Origin of the sequence: Paenibacillus shunpengii (genome assembly GCF_042684905.1) — a bacterium.
Lineage (GTDB): Bacteria > Bacillota > Bacilli > Paenibacillales > Paenibacillaceae > Paenibacillus > Paenibacillus shunpengii.
On sequence record NZ_JBHUMJ010000004.1, the window covers coordinates 110,240 to 127,790 of the forward strand.

Below are 17,551 nucleotides of genomic sequence, written 5' to 3' on the forward strand. Positions count from 1 at the left end.
GTGCATTACGTTAACACACAACTTACATACAACCTGCATACTTATGTTGAGTCGAAATATGAGAGGAGAGAATCAACAATGATTACTCAAGTGAACAGCAAGCGTAATGAAGTGTTTGTGGATGAGAGCCGAATAGAGACAAGCAAGCGCCCTTGGTTTGGACAGCTGCCGGAAGCTCTGCCAGCCCAGTATTCTTTTGCAGTGATGGGCGACCGCTGCGGGATGATGACCCCGGGTGTATTCGAGCAAGGACTTGAGCTTCTCAAAGATCTAAATCCGGAGTTTGTCTTGTTTGTGGGTGACCTGGTCGAGGGCTACTGGAAGGATGCCGACAAGGCGCGCGAGGAATGGGAATACATAGATGCCCAGATTGAGGCAACCGGCTTACCCTTCTTCCAAACGATCGGAAATCATGATTTCGGCACACAGGCTATGGTTGATGTATGGCGTGAACGCAAGGGGCATGAATACTATGCTTTCCGTGCAGGGGACCAGCTGTTTCTTACCTTGAATACTGAAGATCCGTTTGAAGAAATGCCGGACGAAATGATTGAGCTTATCAAGCGTTCAACGGAAAAAGTGCATGCGGATCCTGAGCATACGATGGAATATATGAAGGAATTTTACGAGGAGATCACAAAAGGACTTACGCCTGAGCAGCTGCAGAGCATGGGTAAGGTAGGCATTGGCATTAGTGCTGAGCAGCTCGCCTTTTTCGAAAAGGTACTAGAGGACAACAAGGACGTGAAGCATACCTTCGTCAGCATGCATAAGCCAGGCTGGAAAGCAGACAGCGCAGAATTTGCACGTCTTGAAGCGATACTGCAAGACCGGGAACACACGGTGTTTGCCGGACATTTTCACACACTGGAGTATACCGCTGATGCGAACCGCACGTATATTCAGCTGGGACGCACCGGAGCAGGTGCCCATGGAATCGGACGGGCTGACGACAATCTTATACTGTGGGTTACAGTGAACGAGGACCGCGTTTCATATAGAGTCATCCATTTGGATGGTGTTAGCGATGTCATGGCGTACCCGCCTCAGCTGCATCATCAGGATTAATCACGAGTTCATCTATAAACCTTAGAGGGAGTGGAGAAAGTTCCATGCTGCAGAAAAAAATGTGGACAGCGGGACTGTTGTCGTTAACGATTCTGGCAACGGCTGCGTGCGGAAATTCAGCTTCGAGCGGAGATTTGGCGGGAGCTGCAACTGGAGCGGACAGCGCACAGGGTGCAGGGGAAAAAACGAAGATTACATTTTACAGCTACAACTTGGCAACCGCATCACAAAAGGATGGAACCCAGAAGCTGATCGACGAATTTGAAGCAGCCAATCCGGATATTGATGTAGAAGGCATTCCTGTACCTTCGCCAGACATTAATGCCAAGGTCCAGGCCGATATTGCAGCCGGTTCTTCCCCGGACATAGCCCAGCTTACTTTTGACGGTCTTGATTATTTTGCAAATAATTTCGGAGTAAAGCCGCTTGAGGACATTGTTCCAGCGGACGAGCTTGCGGAGACATTCGAAGGATTCTCGCCCAATGGTCTGAAGCTCGGACAGCTGGACGGCAAGACCTACGGTCTTCCTTTTACATTTAGTACTCCTGTTTTATTCTATAATGCCAAATTGTTTGAAGAGGCAGGGCTTGATCCGGAGCAGCCGCCGGCTACATGGGCGGAAGTGAAGGAATATGCAGCCAAAATTGCCGAAGCTACAGACGCATCCGGTGTCCATATCGGCGGATCGATCGGCAACGACTGGATCGTGCAGGCCTTGATTGGAAGCAACGGTGGAAAAGTGCTCTCCGATGACCGTACCACCCTGCACTTTAATAGTCCGGAAGCGATTGGCGCCGTTGAAATGTGGCAGGACATAACTACGAGCGGCGCCGGCAGCAAGCTGAACGACGGTGAGGTCATGGAGGCGTTCAGCCAGGGACAGGTCGGTATGTTACTGTTCACGAGTGCGCTGCAGAGTGCATTTCTCTCGGCGGCGGAAGCTGGAGGCTGGGAGCTCAAGGCGGCAGCTATGCCTTCCTTTGATAACAAACCGACGACACCAGTCAATTCGGGAAGTGCATTATTTATTTTGTCTGACGATGAAGCGAAGCAGCAGGCTGCCTGGAAATTCCTCAAGTTTGTGACTAGTGAGCGCGGCTATACCATTATTACTTCCGAGATCGGCTATCTGCCTCTTCGTCCGTCCATTGTTGAGGATGAGGAGTACTTAAAAGGCTGGGTGGAAGAGAATCCGCTGATCAAGCCTAATTTGGAGCAGCTGGACCGCCTTGCACCATGGGTGTCTTATCCAGGAGCGAATTGGTATCAGATCGAGACGATCCTGCTGGAGGCTGTGCAGAAATCTATTCAATCCAGTGATGACGTCACCACCATAATGAAAGAAGCGCAGACGCGGGCACAATCGCTTATGCCATAAATTCTGATGTAGAAGACAGAAGGAGTTCGCTCCTTCTGTCTTCAATAAAATCAGGGTCACTCGAAAGGAGAACCAGTATTGTGAACTATGATACGACGACTTCATCCGAACTGCCGGGTATACACACAGTGCCCCAACCACGGGACAAGCAGCGCAAGAAGCTCGCCGTCCGCTTAAGAGGAATTAAGCCTTATCTGTATCTGCTGCCGGTCCTGCTGTCCCTGGGCTTTTGGATATATAGGCCGCTCATCGAGACCTTCCAGCTCAGCTTCTATCAGTGGAATCTGCTCCCTACCTCACCAAAGGTGTATGTGGGCTGGGACAATTTTAAAAATCTGTTTACACTGCCGGAAATGGGAGCGGCGCTGACCAACACGCTCATCTATACCATTGGTGTTGTACCGTTTTCTTTGATTGTACCTTTGTTCATCGCAATTTTTACCGAAAATATCAGCAAGCGCTCGCGTAACGTATACCGAGCTCTCATCTTTCTGCCGATGATCATGGCTCCTGTTGCCGTCTCCTCCATTTGGCGCTGGATTATGCATCCAACCAATGGCATCCTGAACCGCACGCTGCAATATTTTGGACTCGAAGAACCTATTCATTTCTTTACCGATGAGCGGTGGGCTATCTATTCTATCATTTTTATTACTGGCTGGAAGCTTATCGGGTTCAGCACGCTTATCTTCTCTGCTGCCTTAACCGGCATTAACAAGGAATATTATGAAGCTGCCAGAATAGATCGTGCCAGCCGCTGGCAGATGATTCGTCATATTACGCTGCCGCTTCTATCACCCTCCATTCTGTTCATGGGCATGCTCAGCATCTTGTTTGCCTCCGAGTGGAGCTTCTCTTATGTCAATGTGCTCACCCAAGGCGGACCGCTGGATTCTACGACGAATATCTATTATTTACTGTGGCAATACGGCTTCCAGACATTTGCGGTAGGCTGGAGCTCTGCAGCCGCTGTCGTGCTCTTCATCGGTTTCGGGCTGATTGCGCTCGGATTCATGAAGCTGAGCAAGAAGCTGACGTTCTTTGACGACTAGGAGGGAAATCATGAGTCTGAAAAAATGGACCTTTACCGCTTTTTTGAAGCATACGCTTCTCATTGCGCTCTGTTTCTTATCCGTATTTCCTTTGTACTGGATGATCAATACATCACTCAAGCCCGAAGGAGAGGTATTCTCAGCCGCGCTATGGCCGACCCATTGGACACTGGACAATTATGTACAGGCTTGGAGTTCGATTCCAATGATGCGGATGATCAGTAATTCCCTGCTGGTCGCGATCGCGCAAACGGTGGCTCAGGTGTTTACCAGCATTCTTGCTGCTTATGCGTTTACCCGATGGAGTTTTCGTGGGAGCAATCTCATTTACGGATTGATTGCACTGACCTGGCTTGTTCCGTTTCAAGTCATTATGATTCCAAACTATGTGGTCATCAGTGAGATGGGCTGGAGAGATACATTGATGGGACTGATTGTACCGAATGTCGCTTCGGCTTTTGCGGTGATGCAGCTCTACAATGCCTTCAAAGCATTTCCCAAAACGCTCATAGAAGCTGCTCGTCTCGACGGAGCATCGGATTGGTCCGTGCTATGGAGAACGATATTCCCGAATTTAAAAGCCTCTATTGCTTCGATCAGCATCCTGCTGTTTATTACCGCATGGAATGATTATTTCTGGCCGCTGCTGGTGACAAACAAAATGGAGAACTCAACGATGCAGAAGGGGCTGCAGATGTTCATGTCTTCTGATGCAAACCTGTGGGGGCCGCTGATGGCGGCAACGACGATTGCGAGTCTGCCGGTGCTTATCATATATCTGGTGCTGCAAAGACAGATTATTGATTCGTTTGTAAAAGGCGGATTGAGATAGAGGAGTTAGTACGATATGCGAAGGGCGTGCAAAGTCCAAGCATTTTGTCTGCTGTTTATATAATATAGAAAGAGGAGAGTGACTTTCACAAGAAAAAAGGGTGAGCAGAAGTTGAACGTACAGGATCTGAAAAAGAATTATGATCTTATCGTAAGTTTTGGTATTTCCTGTGCGCCTGCGATTCAGTTGAGACGGTACAATCTAAGGAGAACATCCTTGCCGCTCGACTGGATGATATCCTCGAAGCTGTCCGATGTGAACAGACTGCTGCAGCATCGTTTTCAAGGCTTTATGGAGTTGAACAATATGCAAGTGCTGGAAGATACCCATATTATGCTGGAGGACGGAAATCCGGTATTTCATGATCGGGGAGGGCTTGTGGAGTCCTATATGATCAAGGATACTTTGTATAATATCATTTCAGTTCATGATTTCCCCCTTGTTCCTGGTCAACATTGGTCGGTGCTCTATCCGGAATATAAAGAGAAGCTGCAAAGGCGAATTCAGCGTTTCTATGATAAACTGGCGGGCAGCTCCTCCACTTTGTTTATTCGCTGGTCCGCGAGTTATGAGGAGACTTTTCATTTACGTGCAATATTGTCCCAGCTGACCTTAAGTGAGTATCGTATATTAATCTTGAATCCGGTCGAGGGACAGTGTGGCATGGCTGATGCCGGTTGGAATTTGGATCGGGTCTGTTCCCTGAATGTTCCTCCCGACATGAATGCTTTGGAGACTTGGGACGAACTTCTTGCAGGAATTACAATCAGTGAAGGCTGAGGGAGAACGTAACAGGCTGCCGGATTTCATGACTTTGCCGATCTGTACTTTTGATTTTGGTATAATTGAATAGCTTCATGTTGTTCACGACGAATAGATAACGTTTGTTTTCTGTTCGTTTTTTCTATGGGAAGAAGCCCCATTAGCATAGGTTATATACAATTTTAAGAAGACAACATGATTTTAGAAAAAAGGCTGGTCTCTTGTGAGACCAGCTTTAGAATTAGTATCGAGTTTGAGCTCTGCTTTTTTTCATCCCGATCAGCCATCCCACAATACTCAGTACTAAAATACCAGCGAGCACTACGATTTGTTGTGATGGACTGAAGTTAAAATACGAGGTGAGTGTGTTCTGGACTGCGCGTCCCCCAATGATGATCAGGTAGGTCACAAGCCAGCCGCAAGCGGCGCCCAAGAGTGTCCAGTTCAGAACACGATCCGACAAGGTCGTTTGGATCAAAAGATACCCCGCTTTGATTGCAATAATAGGCAGGTAATTGAATCTTGCGATGGAGCAAGTGTCATCAGCAGCGAGTAGAGCCATAAGCCGGCTGCACCGCCAAACCTATTCCACGTATATTTATCTTGTTATAAATGATCACAAACAAAATAAAGACAACAAGCGTAACTACCGGGAATAAGTAAATACCGGTAAGTGCTGCCGATAGACCCGGGAAGCTGCCAGGACCTCTATCAGGCAACGAGCTGTAATAGAATACGTCCATTAATTGATATACACATAAATAGAGTGCCAGAGCAGTAACAATACTTCCAAGTAATGAGTAAATAATCTTCATGCTGAATATCCTCCGCAATTTCCTTTTATACATTTTAGTTTGACGCGCTTATTTTAAATAGGTTTCTTTCACCAATCCATTTAATTCAAGCAATAGATATATTATATGTATCCCGTTCTGACCTGCATAAACATATTTTTCCTGATGAACAGAGACAAGGGGGAACTGATAAGGAGAGAGCACTTCCTGTATGTCTTTAGACTCTCCCTTATGAGGGAGGTGCTCATAAATGCTAGGGAATAAAGGTTCTTATTTTCCTTCGTAAAGTGTAAATATACCCAGCAGCACCCCAAACCTTGGAACCAACGGCTTCAGCAAACAGTCTAAATGAGTGAACTAGTTAAATTTGGATGACGATGTTCCAGAATTTTGATATTGTAGAGGAAGCTTTTACTTTAAAATCCTATTATTTTCTATATAAGGATTAGCCTAACTCGCTCTCATCAGACCTTGATTTGGGGTTTATGCAGCTTTCTCTATATACATAAATTCCGTATCAGCCAGTTAAATGAGCATTAATCACGCATGTATGCAACAAATGGAGCATAACTTGCGTCTGTAAAGATACAAGGAGAGGGGGATCCTTTGTGGTAGAGCAGGGACTCATCAGAGCCGCTCAATCAGGCGATCGCGACGCTCTAATTACCCTATTGCGAGAAATCGAACAGCACGTCTACAAAACGGCATACTACATTTTAAATAATGAGCAGGATGCACTAGACGCTGCCCAAGAAGCGCTCATTCGCATTTATACCAAGATTGATTCGTACGAAGAAAAAGCACAGTTCAAAACCTGGGTGCAGCGTATAGTTACGAATATTTGTATAGATAAATTTAGAAGAACCAAACCGACCGTTTCCATTGATGAGCATGAAATGATATTCGAAGACAGGCAGGATGTCGAGCATGAAGTAATGCTGACGTATGTAACGAAGGATGTCCAGTCCGCAATTAATCAGTTATCCGAGCATCACAGGGCCGTGATCGTATTAAGGTATTTGCAGGACCTCTCTTATAACGAGATTGCAGATTGTCTTGACTTGCCGTTAAATACGGTCAAATCTTATTTGTTTAGAGCGAGACAGCAGCTGCAGAATCTATTACAGGAGTACCAGAAAGGTGGTGTAACTTAGATGAAATGCCAAGAGGTGGTGGAAAGTATGCACCGATATATCGATAATGATCTGAACGATCAGGAAAAAGAGCAGCTTTTTGCGCATATGAAGACTTGTCCGAGCTGTTCGGAGAAATTTCAAATATTAAAAGCGTTGTCGCGGGATTTAGAAGCAATACCTGACGTAGCCCCGCCATTCAGCTTGGTAGATCGAATTATGCCGCAGCTTGATGCAATAGATCGTGCAAAGAAGGAACAGGGAAGTGCTCTTCAAGAAATGAAGAAGGAGCCTGAGCTGACCGTATTACCCGGTCGTCCTTCAACCAAGGCTTCAAAAGGATGGATGAAATCCTATGTAGGCCGTATGATCATGGGTACTGCAGCAGCAGCGGTTATTCTCGGTGTTGCTGTATATAACTATGAACCGCAGCAATTGAATCAGGCCGAAGTGGACTCCCACCTGATGAGTGAAACGGAACAGCAATCCGATTCTACTAGCGGCAGCGGGGGCGTCGCTCCTAAATCGGAAGAGGCAGATGCCAGCCTGAAGCTGAAGGAATCCGGTACGGAGACGGAGGCAGCAGGAACGGAGACGGGAGAGGTTCAATCTGATCAGGAGGATACAGCTCGGGCAGAAGAAGTGCCGTCACCATCCAATTCAGGAGACAACCATGCTCAAGACACAGAAACCGCTGCTCCTAATACTGACAGGGAAGCTGCTCCAAGCAAAGCGGAAGATCCATCTTCTCCTACCCCTGGCTCAGATAAAGGGTCTGGCAATGGTAGTGGGGGAAGTCAATCCGAATCGCCGTCAAAGTCGACTACGGATCACAAACCGGCCCCAAGCTCAAGCAGCGCTCCATCGGCAGAGCCTAGCACAAGCGGCCAAACGGGCAATACACAGGGTGGAGACAATGATGCTAAAGGGCAAAGCGATACAAGTGGGCAAAACTCAGCTGGAGAGCAGAACTCCACGGATACTGGAACTTTCAGTATCCAGTCGAATTCCTCATCAGAAATGAGCAGTGCATCTGGAGTAAGCGAACCTCCAAGCAGTAGAGATGAATCCGAGATTCAGAGCCAGGGCTTTAGAAGCTTGGACCTTCCAGGCCTGGTTATGACGATATCTCCTAATTGGCTCTCGCCTGACGGTAAGTATCTCGTTGAAGTCACAGATACGAAGTTAAACGTATATCAGCTGAATGGAGATAATAAGGAAGAGAAGAAGCTGTTGCAAGCCATTGAGTTAAAGGGAACCTGGGTTAAAGGAAACTGGTCTGAAGATAGTATGACGTACAGTTATGAACTAGAGTTTGAAGGAAAAACGACACAGCACAGCTATGCTGTACCGGTGAAGTCGGACAGCAGCACGACAGCTCCATCATCAACGCAAAATAGCAGCACACCAAGCTCCAGTAAAAATACGGAGAACGCTGAACCCAAGAAATAAGACTTGGCCCACACCATTTAAGCAGCACCTGAATATGTATATGATGATTCATCGTTTATGATGAGTCGATTAAGTTAGGGAAGGCGTCGTATGACCGCCGGCCGAATGGTTTCTAGAGCCAGTCTTCGGATATCCGGTGTTTATATAGATGCTTGAACAATAGGGACCTGCCGCCTGTTTAGGACAGACGGAAAGGTCCCTTTGTTGTCTTGCTTTTTTTCTGTTAGGATAGTAGGGATGGAGGTGTGTTCGTGAGTGAGTGATGTAAAGGCAGTAGCAAAAGCAATTCGAGGCGGCAGTCCGGCCAGTGTCTATCTGCTGTATGGAACAGAGAAATACCAAATGAAGCAGTTTGCAGATTTAATGAAGGAGCAGCTCATAGAAGAAGCTCATCGTGACTTTGCAATAGCAACGTATGATACAGCCGATACACCTATTGAACAAGTGATTGAGGAAGCGGAGACGGTTCCTTTTTTGGTGCCCCGGAAGTTGATCTTTATTCGGGATCAACAGCTGTTTACAGCAGGCAAAGATAACTCCAAGATTGAGCATCGTATGGAGTCACTGACGTCTTATTTGGACAATCCCGCTGAATACAGCGTACTTATATTTATGGTCCAGGGCGAGAAGCTGGATGAACGCAAGAAGATCGTAAAAACGATGAAAAGTAAAGCGACGGTATTGTCCTTTGGAGCACTCCAAGGGGATGAACTGATTGGCTGGATTGTTAAAAAAGCGGAGTCACAGAAAGTAGTTATAGAGAAGGCAGCAGCCGATGCGCTTGTATCGAGAGCAGGCACGAGCCTGCAGACCTTATCTGCTGAAGTAGACAAGCTGTGTCTCTATGCGGGTTCGGGAGGAACAGTTGCGGTCTCTGACGTGGAAGCAATGGTAGCGAGAAATACCGAACAGAACATCTTTGCTATGGTGGAGGAAATCGCACGATTAAGGCTGAGCAGCGCACTTGAAATCTTCTACGAATTATTGAAGCAGAAGGAAGAGCCGATCAAGATTATGGCGCTGATCGCCAGACAATTCCGCATTATACTGCAGGTGAAAGAGCTGGCTTCCCAGAGCTATTCTCAGCAGCAAATTGCAAGTACGCTGGGGCTCCATCCCTATGCGGTCAAGATCGCTGGAGAGCAATCGAAGAAGTTCCAGGCGGACCGGCTGCGTCTCATTCTGAAGCATCTGGCAGAACTCGATTATCAAATGAAGACAGGAGCTATTGATAAAGTGCTTGGACTTGAATTGTTTCTACTGAAGCTAGGTGCCTGATCTGATAGATTTATCTCCATAATTTGGATATAATAGGCTCGATAGGTGCCGATGTCTTTTGCCTATACGCTTGTTATGGAATGAGGACGAACAATGTCAATGGTAATATCACCGTATATTTATTTGGATGGACAGTGTGCTGAAGCAATTTCTTTTTATGAGAAGGTTCTACAGGCGAAGAATCTGGGTGTTCAGACGTATGGTGAGCTTCCGAATTCATCTGAACCCATGCCGGAGCATTTGAAGAATCGGGTGCTGCATGGGGCGCTGGAGATCGATGGTAATAAAATCTTGTTCTCTGACTCCATGTATGGACAGCCCCATACCTTAGGTGATCAGGTCACCATTGCCATTACGACTTCGGAGCTGGACCGGCTGAAGGGAATGTATGAGGGACTGGCTGACGGAGGGAAAGTGCTGATGGAACTGCAGTCTACCTTCTTTAGTCCCCTGTACGGCATGGTTCGAGACAAGTACGGAATTACGTGGCAGCTCAGCGGCGAGGCCTAACTTGAATTGACATTGATATATGGAAAAGAAACTAAAAAATCCTGATCAGCTGGGCTGGTCAGGATTTTTGCTTAGTCATTATAAGAAACGCAGTCTTATGCGTTAGCAGTAAGAGCGTTCAATTTTTTAGCCAAGCGGGATTTTTTACGGGCTGCAGCATTTTTATGAACAAGACCTTTAGATACAGCTTTGTCCAATTTTTTGGAAGCAGCTTGAATCGCAGCTTTAGCTGTTTCAACTTCGTTCGTAGTCAGCGCTTGGTCAGCAGCTTTAACAGCTGTACGCAGTGCAGACTTCTGGGAAGCGTTCAGCGCACGACGTTTATCGTTAGTTTTAACGCGTTTCACAGCGGATTTGATGTTTGGCATTACATTCACCTCCTGTTAAGGCAATACTTATGAAATACAAAACGTTTCACAACTTAAAATATTCTAGCATGAGCACCCTCAAAAAGCAACAATAACATATGTGATGTTCTTGTGAAAATAGAGGATCGGCTGGCAATTTTGCATAAAAAAGGTCTTGTTCGGCGCACACTACGATAAACTTGTTACTTACTGAGGGAGGAACTACACAGCATGACACTAGATCTGCAAAAGTATGGCGTACGCACCGATCTTGCCATCGAAGCCCGTGAGCTTGCCGGAGTCCAAGAGATGTCTGGCATCCAGGAGGACGTGGAGCAGTTAGGTGACGTCAAAGTGACTCGGCTTGACGTATTGAATGAACAAGGAGCACAGCGCTTGGGACGGATTATGGGACATTATGTAACTCTTGAAGTGCCCAAGCTTCGGAATGGCGACACGACTCTCCAAGAGCAGGTCACTGCTGTATTTACCAAAGAAATGGAAGATTTCATTGCGAAGATTGGGATTAACAAGCAGTCGAAGGTATTTATCGTCGGATTAGGTAACTGGAATGTGACCCCCGATTCTCTGGGACCGCTTGTTGTAGAGAATACGCTCGTTACACGGCAATACTTCGAGCTAATGCCAGATCAGGTATCCCCTGGATACCGCGAAGTGAGCGCGATAGCACCAGGTGTTCTAGGCCTTACAGGTATTGAATCCAGTGAGACGATCCAGGGAATTGTAGAGCTGACCAAGCCGGACCTGATCATCGCCATCGATTCGCTCGCCTCCCGTTCGCTTGAAAGAGTAAACACAACGATACAGGTGGCGGACATCGGCATTCATCCGGGCTCGGGCATTGGGAACAAGCGCAAAGGAATCACGAAGGAAATTATGGGCGTGCCTTGTATTGCCATCGGTGTACCGACGGTATGCTACGCCTCAACGATTGTTAATACAACCTTTGAGCTCATGCAGGCCCACTTTAACAAGCAAACGGATGCAGGCAGTCAGATTCTCGGGGTGCTGAATGAGATCAGTGAGCAGGAAAGACTCGGTCTCGTAAAAGAAGTGCTTGATCCGCTTGGACATGATTTAATTGTGACCCCAAAGGAAATTGACGAATTTATCGAAGATATCGCAAATATTATCGCAAGCGGCCTGAATGCCGCCTTGCATGACGCCGTGAAGCTTGAGAATGTAGCATCCTATACACACTAACACAGCGCCATACACACTTAGACACTTAGCAAAGTGCTGACTGCAAGCTAGAGGCTCCACCTGAACAAGAAGGCCGAATCTATCGGTCTTCTTTTTTTTGCTATTTTCCTGGTTCTACTTTTTCGTGAGAGTTCATAGTTTTGAAATATGAGAGATTACAAGACTCAAGCTGAATCGCTCGCGGAGGTGGAATAATCCCATTATGAATAAGATTCAAACCTGGAACGTTTCGAGAATGAGAGCACGAGTTCTTCGTATTTTGGCGACAGGGCGTGCACTATTGCTGCTTATATTGGTGTCTGCCCTATTTTTTGTTCTGCTTGGTTTGTCAGGAATGGCAGAGAGAAGGCTGAATACTTCACCTGTCTCCTCTATGCAGGGGTTTGCCGGGTCGATATCAAGCGGAATATTTATGGATGTGCTGGGTATGGAGGTTCCGCATTTGGCCCAAGGCAAGCAGCAGTCAACCTTAACCTCTGAACAGGTGACATCCTTTGTATTTGAACTGCTGACAGGCGTAGATCCACTGAATCCCAAGAGCCTGATTGCAAGTCAGGTTCCCGGTATGGCAAGCAATAAGCCGGTACTGCTGAGAAGCGGCTCAGGCAATGAGATGGCAGAAGCTCCGCAGGATTATCAGCCAGACCCCGGATTTGTCGCTTCTTCCGTTGAAGGTAAGGACGAAGAGACTGATCCTGAACCAACAGAGAACAATACAGAAGAACCACCATCAGCAGAAGAAGATCCTCCGACTGAGGTGCCTGGCGAGGTCATTGATGAGCAAGATCCGGAGGAAGCTCTCAAAAAAACAGTACTCATCTATCATTCTCATCCACATGAAGCTTATAATCCCCTGCTCGGCACGGACAGCACGAATCCTTCGTCGGGAAAAGCCAGTGCCAACGTGTTCAGGGTAGGTTCCTTTGTCAGCAAACAGCTAGAGAAGCAGGGTGTAGGTACGGTTCACGCACAGGAGGACTACGTAACCACTCAGGAGGACTATAACTGGAACTATTCCTATAAATATTCAAGAGAGACCGTGAAGGCAGCAATGGCGGAGAATGATGAGCTGACGTATCTGATTGACATTCATCGCGACTCTCAGCGTAAGAGCAAGACGACGGCGAAAATTAATGGAGTCACTTATGCCAAAGTGTATTTCATCATCGGTCACGACAATCCTAACTGGGAGAAAAATGAGGCTTACGCTGCACAGCTGCATAAGAAAATGGAGAAGAAGTATCCCGGAGTATCAAGAGGCGTATGGGGCAAGGATGGCGGGGGAGGAAATAACGGCGAGTATAACCAGTCTTTATCGGATAACAGCATCCTGGTTGAAATCGGCGGAATCGATAACACGGAAGAGGAGCTGAAGCGCACCTCAGAAGCTCTGGCGGATATCATCGCTGAAGTGTACATGGAAGATCAGAATGTGGAGAAGGCGAGCACCGACGATTCTTCATCAGCAAATAAAGGATAAATGAGCTGTGAAATGGATTCAGGCAAATAGGCTCCAATGGAGTAAATTTGATATTGGGGGAAGAATAATGGCCGCATTTGGGAAAAGGCTGATTATATTCGCAATTCTGCTCATTCTGGGAATGCTGATGGGAATGCAGATCGCGGGCACTGGATTTTCACTTGAGGGGCAGCAAGGTCAGGGTGTTAGTGCACAGCAGCAATTACAGCAGGAATATCAGCAGGAACAGGCTATGGAGGCTAATGAATTGGAGCAGACGGTATCTGCTTCCTTGCCTGAAGCACAGCCTCAGATTGTCACCCCGCGTGATGTACTTACCACAGAGCCTGCTAAAGCTTCTGCTGTCGATGTTCTTGCCGAAAAAACAGCCGGTCTGCTCCAGCAGGTATCCCAGAGCGGCATCCGCTGGGTCGTTTCCCTTTTTAACGGTGTAACGGAATAGATGATCCAAATATTGAAGGCTGTACCTCTAACTGCTATAATGAGATGATTGACATTAGGCTGTTTGTGGGGGTAAGGCATGACAGACATTCAGGCAAGACAAAAGAAAATTAGAAATTTCAGTATCATTGCACATATAGACCACGGTAAGTCTACATTGGCAGACCGTATTCTGGAGTACACGGGTGCACTAACATCGCGCGAGATGCAGGAGCAGGTGCTTGACCAAATGGAGCTGGAGCGTGAACGCGGAATTACAATCAAGCTCCAGGCCGTACGTTTGACGTACAAGGCTGATAACGGTGAAGAGTATATTCTGAACCTGATTGATACGCCGGGGCACGTCGATTTTACGTATGAGGTATCCCGCAGTCTGGCAGCCTGTGAAGGCGCGCTTCTGGTGGTGGATGCGGCTCAGGGCATCGAAGCTCAGACGCTTGCGAACGTGTACCTTGCGCTCGATAACGATCTTGAGATTCTGCCGGTTATTAACAAAATCGATCTTCCAAGCGCAGATCCTGAACGTGTAAAGCAGGAGATTGAAGATGTTATCGGTCTGGATGCCAGTGAAGCTGTACTTGCTTCCGCCAAAGCAGGCATCGGAATTAAAGAAATTTTGGAGCAGGTTGTGACCGGTGTGCCTGCACCTACAGGCGATCCGAACAATCCACTGAAGGCACTTATTTTTGACTCGCACTATGACCCTTATAAGGGAGTTATTGTATACATTCGTGTCGTCGACGGGAAGATCAAGGCCGGCTCGAAGATCAAGATGATGGCGACTAACAAATCGTTCGAAGTTATTGAGGTCGGTGCGTTCATGCCGCGGATGACGATTGTGGACGAGCTGAACGTCGGCGATGTAGGCTTTGTCGTTGCCGGGATCAAGCATGTAGGCGACACCCGGGTCGGGGATACGATCACTGATGCGAAGAATCCGACTTCGGAACCGCTGCCGGGTTATCGTAAGATTAACCCAATGGTATACTGCGGACTCTATCCAATCGATACATCCGATTATAACGACCTGCGTGAGGCGCTTGAGAAGCTGCAGCTGAACGATGCTTCACTCAGCTTTGAGCCGGAGACATCCAGTGCGCTCGGCTTCGGCTTCCGCTGTGGATTCCTCGGCCTCCTGCACATGGATGTTATTCAAGAACGGATTGAACGTGAGTTTAATATTCCGCTCATCACTACAGCCCCAAGCGTTATTTACCGGGTTAATCTGACGAACGGAGAAGTTCTGGAGATCGACAACCCGTCGAACTACCCTGAGGTTGGACGTATTGATAACGTAGAGGAGCCCTACGTCAAAGCTGACATCATCGTACCGAATGATTATGTTGGAACGGTAATGGAGCTGTGTCAGAGCAAGCGCGGAGAATATTTGAATATGGAATATATCGACTCCAACCGGGTAACGATCACCTATGATATTCCTCTTGCTGAGATTGTGTATGACTTCTTCGATCAGCTGAAGTCCAGCACGAAGGGCTATGCCTCTTATGACTACGAGATTTCCGGTTATCGCCAGTCGAATCTGGTGAAGATGGACATTCTGCTGAATGGGGAGCAGGTCGATGCACTCTCCTTCATCGTACACCGCGAGCGTGCGTATCAGCGCGGACGGATCATTTGTGAGAAGCTGCGTGAGCTGATTCCAAGACAGATGTTCGAGGTGCCGATTCAAGCGTCTGTCGGAACAAAGGTGGTTGCCCGCGAAACAATTAAGGCGATGCGTAAGAACGTACTCTCCAAATGTTACGGCGGTGACATCTCACGTAAGCGGAAGCTGCTAGAGAAGCAAAAAGAAGGTAAGAAACGGATGAAGCAAGTAGGTAACGTAGAGGTGCCGCAGGAAGCATTTATGGCGGTACTGAAGATTGACGATAATTAATGTACAGAATAAGGGAAGCCGTATCGGCTTTCCTTTTTTCTTCATTAACGATACAATGGCTTCTTGTAAGCGATGAATGATCATGCATATTATTGCAGGTTGAATCAATTTTACGAAATTGATTCTATCAACTTATATTAGAGGGGGTATACCCGCATGGCAGCAGAGATGCCGAAATTGATAAATAGCGCACCCGAAGCGGTGTATATTCATATTCCTTTTTGCACCAATAAATGTTTCTACTGTGATTTTAATTCCTATGTGCTGAAGGATCAGCCAGTCATGAAATATTTAGAAGCGCTGGAGCGGGAGATGGAGTATACCGTCAAGAAGACACCTCCAGGCGAGATTAAGACCATATTTGTTGGCGGAGGGACACCAACCGTATTGAAGCCAGACGAGATGGAGTACTTTTTGAAATCGGTTCGAACTTATTTCCCGGACTGGGCAGACGATATTGAATTCTCCATGGAGGCGAATCCAGGAACAACGGATCTGGAGAAGCTGTCCGTAATGAAAGAGGGTGGCGTCAATCGGGTCAGCTTCGGGGTACAGGCTTTTCAAAATGAGCTGCTGACTGGCATTGGCCGTATTCATAATACAGATGATGTATATCGCAGTCTGGAAAATGCGCGCAAAGCGGGCTTGACGAATCTATCTATTGATTTGATGTTTGGATTGCCGAACCAAACGGTCGATATGCTCTCAGAGAGCGTGAGTAGAGCACTAGAGCTTGATCTTCCTCACTACTCGATCTATGGGCTTAAGGTAGAGGAGAACACACTCTTCCATACGCTGTTCCAGAAGAATCAGCTGCCTCTCCCGGATGAGGACCATGAGCTGGAGATGTATAAGCATCTGATGCAGAGAATGAAGGATGCTGGATATATCCAATATGAGATCAGCAATTTTGCGAAGCCTGGAATGCAAAGCCGTCACAATATGACGTATTGGAGAAATGAAGATTATTACGGACTTGGTGCAGGAGCCCATGGATATGTAGGTCGTGAACGCCACATGAATGTCAAAGGTGTGAACCCTTATATAGAAAAAGCAGAACAAGGTCTTCCAAGACTCGAAACCGCTCAGATCACAAGAGAAGAGGCGATGGAAGACTTCATGATGGTGGGCCTGCGTATGCTGGATGGGGTATCGAGCAGCCGCTTTGAAGCACAATTCGGTGAGAAAGTCGAAGACATATTTGCTGGACCACTGCATAAAATGGTGCATGCAGGTCTCCTTGATGCCACAGGTGACGGATATCGTTTGAGCAGTCAGGGAGTCCTGTACGGGAACGAAGTTTTTGCTGAATTTATTGGGGCATTAACCGTCAAATAACCGCTTGAACTTTTATACGCTCTGATGTATATTTATACACATGTTACTTTTTGTCAGGGCGTAAGGAGGAGAGGCGGTCATGGCTGCGGTTTGCAGAAAGGCATCTCATGAGGATGTCGAGACATTGTACGAGATGATCAAGGGTTATGCAGAGAGAGGGATAATGCTCCCTCGTTCAAGAGACATCCTGTATAGGCAGATTGATCTCTTCGTCGTCGCAGAAGTCGACGGAAATGTAGTGGGATGCGGTTCTTTGTGCAAGCTGGGTAAGGATCTGGTCGAGATCCGGTCTCTAGGCATATCCGACGGTCATAAAGGGCAGGGGATTGGGTCGCTGCTTCTGGACAAGCTGGTGGAAGAGGCAAGAGAACAGGAAATCCCGAAGGTAATGGCGTTAACCTACGAGGTATCCTTCTTTGTGAAGAATGGATTCTCCGTTGTAAATAAAGAGATTTTTCCGGAAAAAGTATGGACCGATTGCGTGAACTGCAGCAAGCAGCATGCATGTGATGAAATTGCAGTTCTTAAGATACTGAACTGACTTGACAATGCTCAGGTCAGTTT

18 protein-coding genes are annotated in these 17,551 nt (G+C 47.1%); 15 read left to right on the forward strand and 3 right to left on the reverse strand.

Features of this window, described 5'->3' with window-relative positions; all coding sequences use genetic code 11:
- Positions 1–78: 78 nt before the first annotated feature.
- The 5 genes from ACFSVM_RS16845 to ACFSVM_RS16865 all read left to right on the forward strand — a co-directional run bounded on the left by ACFSVM_RS16845 (position 79) and on the right by ACFSVM_RS16865 (position 5,111).
- Complete coding sequence (locus ACFSVM_RS16845; RefSeq protein ID WP_379263550.1) at positions 79–1,068, forward strand: metallophosphoesterase family protein; 990 nt, start codon at positions 79–81, stop codon at positions 1,066–1,068.
- A gap of 44 nt (positions 1,069–1,112) precedes the next feature.
- A complete protein-coding gene (locus tag ACFSVM_RS16850; protein WP_379263555.1) occupies positions 1,113–2,447 on the forward strand; it encodes an ABC transporter substrate-binding protein in 1,335 nt (444 codons plus the stop codon).
- Positions 2,448–2,527: 80 nt separating this feature from the next.
- A complete protein-coding gene (locus ACFSVM_RS16855) occupies positions 2,528–3,499 on the forward strand; it encodes a carbohydrate ABC transporter permease (RefSeq protein ID WP_090725346.1) in 972 nt (323 codons plus the stop codon).
- A gap of 10 nt (positions 3,500–3,509) precedes the next feature.
- Entirely contained in the window at positions 3,510–4,331 is an 822-nt protein-coding gene (locus tag ACFSVM_RS16860) for a carbohydrate ABC transporter permease (protein ID WP_379263557.1), read from the forward strand.
- A 111-nt stretch (positions 4,332–4,442) separates the two neighbouring features.
- Complete coding sequence (locus ACFSVM_RS16865; RefSeq protein ID WP_379263559.1) at positions 4,443–5,111, forward strand: DUF1796 family putative cysteine peptidase; 669 nt, start codon at positions 4,443–4,445, stop codon at positions 5,109–5,111.
- Between the two features lie 223 nt (positions 5,112–5,334).
- Here ACFSVM_RS16865 and ACFSVM_RS16870 read toward each other — a convergent pair whose 3' ends face one another.
- Entirely contained in the window at positions 5,335–5,655 is a 321-nt protein-coding gene (locus ACFSVM_RS16870) for a hypothetical protein (RefSeq protein ID WP_379263561.1), read from the reverse strand.
- A complete protein-coding gene (locus ACFSVM_RS16875; protein ID WP_090725351.1) occupies positions 5,636–5,908 on the reverse strand; it encodes a hypothetical protein in 273 nt (90 codons plus the stop codon). Before ACFSVM_RS16875 ends, ACFSVM_RS16870 begins: the two co-directional genes overlap by 20 nt.
- A gap of 587 nt (positions 5,909–6,495) precedes the next feature.
- On the opposite strand from ACFSVM_RS16875, the gene ACFSVM_RS16880 reads away from it, so the two are divergent.
- The 4 genes from ACFSVM_RS16880 to ACFSVM_RS16895 all read left to right on the forward strand — a co-directional run bounded on the left by ACFSVM_RS16880 (position 6,496) and on the right by ACFSVM_RS16895 (position 10,260).
- On the forward strand, positions 6,496–7,041 hold the full coding sequence (locus ACFSVM_RS16880; RefSeq protein ID WP_047910790.1) for an RNA polymerase sigma factor: 546 nt from the start codon (positions 6,496–6,498) through the stop codon (positions 7,039–7,041).
- A complete protein-coding gene (locus tag ACFSVM_RS16885; protein WP_379263564.1) occupies positions 7,042–8,472 on the forward strand; it encodes an anti-sigma factor in 1,431 nt (476 codons plus the stop codon). It abuts the gene before it with no gap.
- Positions 8,473–8,727: 255 nt separating this feature from the next.
- Positions 8,728–9,750 carry a DNA polymerase III subunit delta gene (gene holA, locus ACFSVM_RS16890; protein ID WP_379263566.1) on the forward strand — a complete coding sequence of 341 codons (1,023 nt, stop codon included), beginning with the start codon at positions 8,728–8,730 and terminating at the stop codon, positions 9,748–9,750.
- Positions 9,751–9,843: 93 nt separating this feature from the next.
- Positions 9,844–10,260, forward strand: a complete 417-nt coding sequence (locus tag ACFSVM_RS16895) for a VOC family protein (RefSeq protein ID WP_379263568.1) — start codon at positions 9,844–9,846, stop codon at positions 10,258–10,260.
- A 95-nt stretch (positions 10,261–10,355) separates the two neighbouring features.
- Here ACFSVM_RS16895 and rpsT read toward each other — a convergent pair whose 3' ends face one another.
- A complete protein-coding gene (gene rpsT / locus ACFSVM_RS16900; RefSeq protein ID WP_047910794.1) occupies positions 10,356–10,628 on the reverse strand; it encodes a 30S ribosomal protein S20 in 273 nt (90 codons plus the stop codon).
- Positions 10,629–10,838: 210 nt separating this feature from the next.
- Between rpsT and gpr the strand changes: the two genes are divergently transcribed.
- From gpr to ACFSVM_RS16930, 6 genes are all read left to right on the forward strand, one after another.
- On the forward strand, positions 10,839–11,831 hold the full coding sequence (gene gpr / locus ACFSVM_RS16905) for a GPR endopeptidase (RefSeq protein WP_076313305.1): 993 nt from the start codon (positions 10,839–10,841) through the stop codon (positions 11,829–11,831).
- 202 nt (positions 11,832–12,033) lie between these two features.
- The gene (locus ACFSVM_RS16910; RefSeq protein WP_076313304.1) at positions 12,034–13,311 is read left to right on the forward strand and encodes a stage II sporulation protein P; all 1,278 of its coding nucleotides are present in this window, start codon (positions 12,034–12,036) and stop codon (positions 13,309–13,311) included.
- 67 nt (positions 13,312–13,378) lie between these two features.
- Positions 13,379–13,753 carry a hypothetical protein gene (locus ACFSVM_RS16915; RefSeq protein ID WP_076313303.1) on the forward strand — a complete coding sequence of 125 codons (375 nt, stop codon included), beginning with the start codon at positions 13,379–13,381 and terminating at the stop codon, positions 13,751–13,753.
- A 78-nt stretch (positions 13,754–13,831) separates the two neighbouring features.
- Complete coding sequence (lepA, locus tag ACFSVM_RS16920; RefSeq protein ID WP_076313302.1) at positions 13,832–15,649, forward strand: translation elongation factor 4; 1,818 nt, start codon at positions 13,832–13,834, stop codon at positions 15,647–15,649.
- 156 nt (positions 15,650–15,805) lie between these two features.
- Positions 15,806–16,987 carry a radical SAM family heme chaperone HemW gene (gene hemW / locus ACFSVM_RS16925; RefSeq protein ID WP_256209763.1) on the forward strand — a complete coding sequence of 394 codons (1,182 nt, stop codon included), beginning with the start codon at positions 15,806–15,808 and terminating at the stop codon, positions 16,985–16,987.
- A gap of 79 nt (positions 16,988–17,066) precedes the next feature.
- Positions 17,067–17,528: an N-acetyltransferase gene (locus tag ACFSVM_RS16930; RefSeq protein WP_090725354.1), complete on the forward strand. Its 462-nt coding sequence runs from the start codon at positions 17,067–17,069 to the stop codon at positions 17,526–17,528.
- The last annotated feature ends 23 nt before the right edge of the window (positions 17,529–17,551 follow it).

What these genes read in the sequence shown, in the direction of transcription:
- ACFSVM_RS16930 (WP_090725354.1), top strand. Translation starts at nt 17,067, where the DNA reads ATGGCTGCGGTTTGCAGAAAGGCATCTCATGAGGATGTCGAGACATTG.
- gpr (WP_076313305.1), top strand. Translation starts at nt 10,839, where the DNA reads ATGACACTAGATCTGCAAAAGTATGGCGTACGCACCGATCTTGCCATC.
- ACFSVM_RS16875 (WP_090725351.1), bottom strand. Translation starts at nt 5,908, where the DNA reads ATGAAGATTATTTACTCATTACTTGGAAGTATTGTTACTGCTCTGGCA.
- rpsT (WP_047910794.1), bottom strand. Translation starts at nt 10,628, where the DNA reads ATGCCAAACATCAAATCCGCTGTGAAACGCGTTAAAACTAACGATAAA.
- lepA (WP_076313302.1), top strand. Translation starts at nt 13,832, where the DNA reads ATGACAGACATTCAGGCAAGACAAAAGAAAATTAGAAATTTCAGTATC.
- ACFSVM_RS16895 (WP_379263568.1), top strand. Translation starts at nt 9,844, where the DNA reads ATGTCAATGGTAATATCACCGTATATTTATTTGGATGGACAGTGTGCT.
- ACFSVM_RS16845 (WP_379263550.1), top strand. Translation starts at nt 79, where the DNA reads ATGATTACTCAAGTGAACAGCAAGCGTAATGAAGTGTTTGTGGATGAG.
- ACFSVM_RS16850 (WP_379263555.1), top strand. Translation starts at nt 1,113, where the DNA reads ATGCTGCAGAAAAAAATGTGGACAGCGGGACTGTTGTCGTTAACGATT.
- ACFSVM_RS16860 (WP_379263557.1), top strand. Translation starts at nt 3,510, where the DNA reads ATGAGTCTGAAAAAATGGACCTTTACCGCTTTTTTGAAGCATACGCTT.
- ACFSVM_RS16915 (WP_076313303.1), top strand. Translation starts at nt 13,379, where the DNA reads ATGGCCGCATTTGGGAAAAGGCTGATTATATTCGCAATTCTGCTCATT.
- ACFSVM_RS16870 (WP_379263561.1), bottom strand. Translation starts at nt 5,655, where the DNA reads ATGGCTCTACTCGCTGCTGATGACACTTGCTCCATCGCAAGATTCAAT.
- ACFSVM_RS16885 (WP_379263564.1), top strand. Translation starts at nt 7,042, where the DNA reads ATGAAATGCCAAGAGGTGGTGGAAAGTATGCACCGATATATCGATAAT.
- hemW (WP_256209763.1), top strand. Translation starts at nt 15,806, where the DNA reads ATGGCAGCAGAGATGCCGAAATTGATAAATAGCGCACCCGAAGCGGTG.
- ACFSVM_RS16910 (WP_076313304.1), top strand. Translation starts at nt 12,034, where the DNA reads ATGAATAAGATTCAAACCTGGAACGTTTCGAGAATGAGAGCACGAGTT.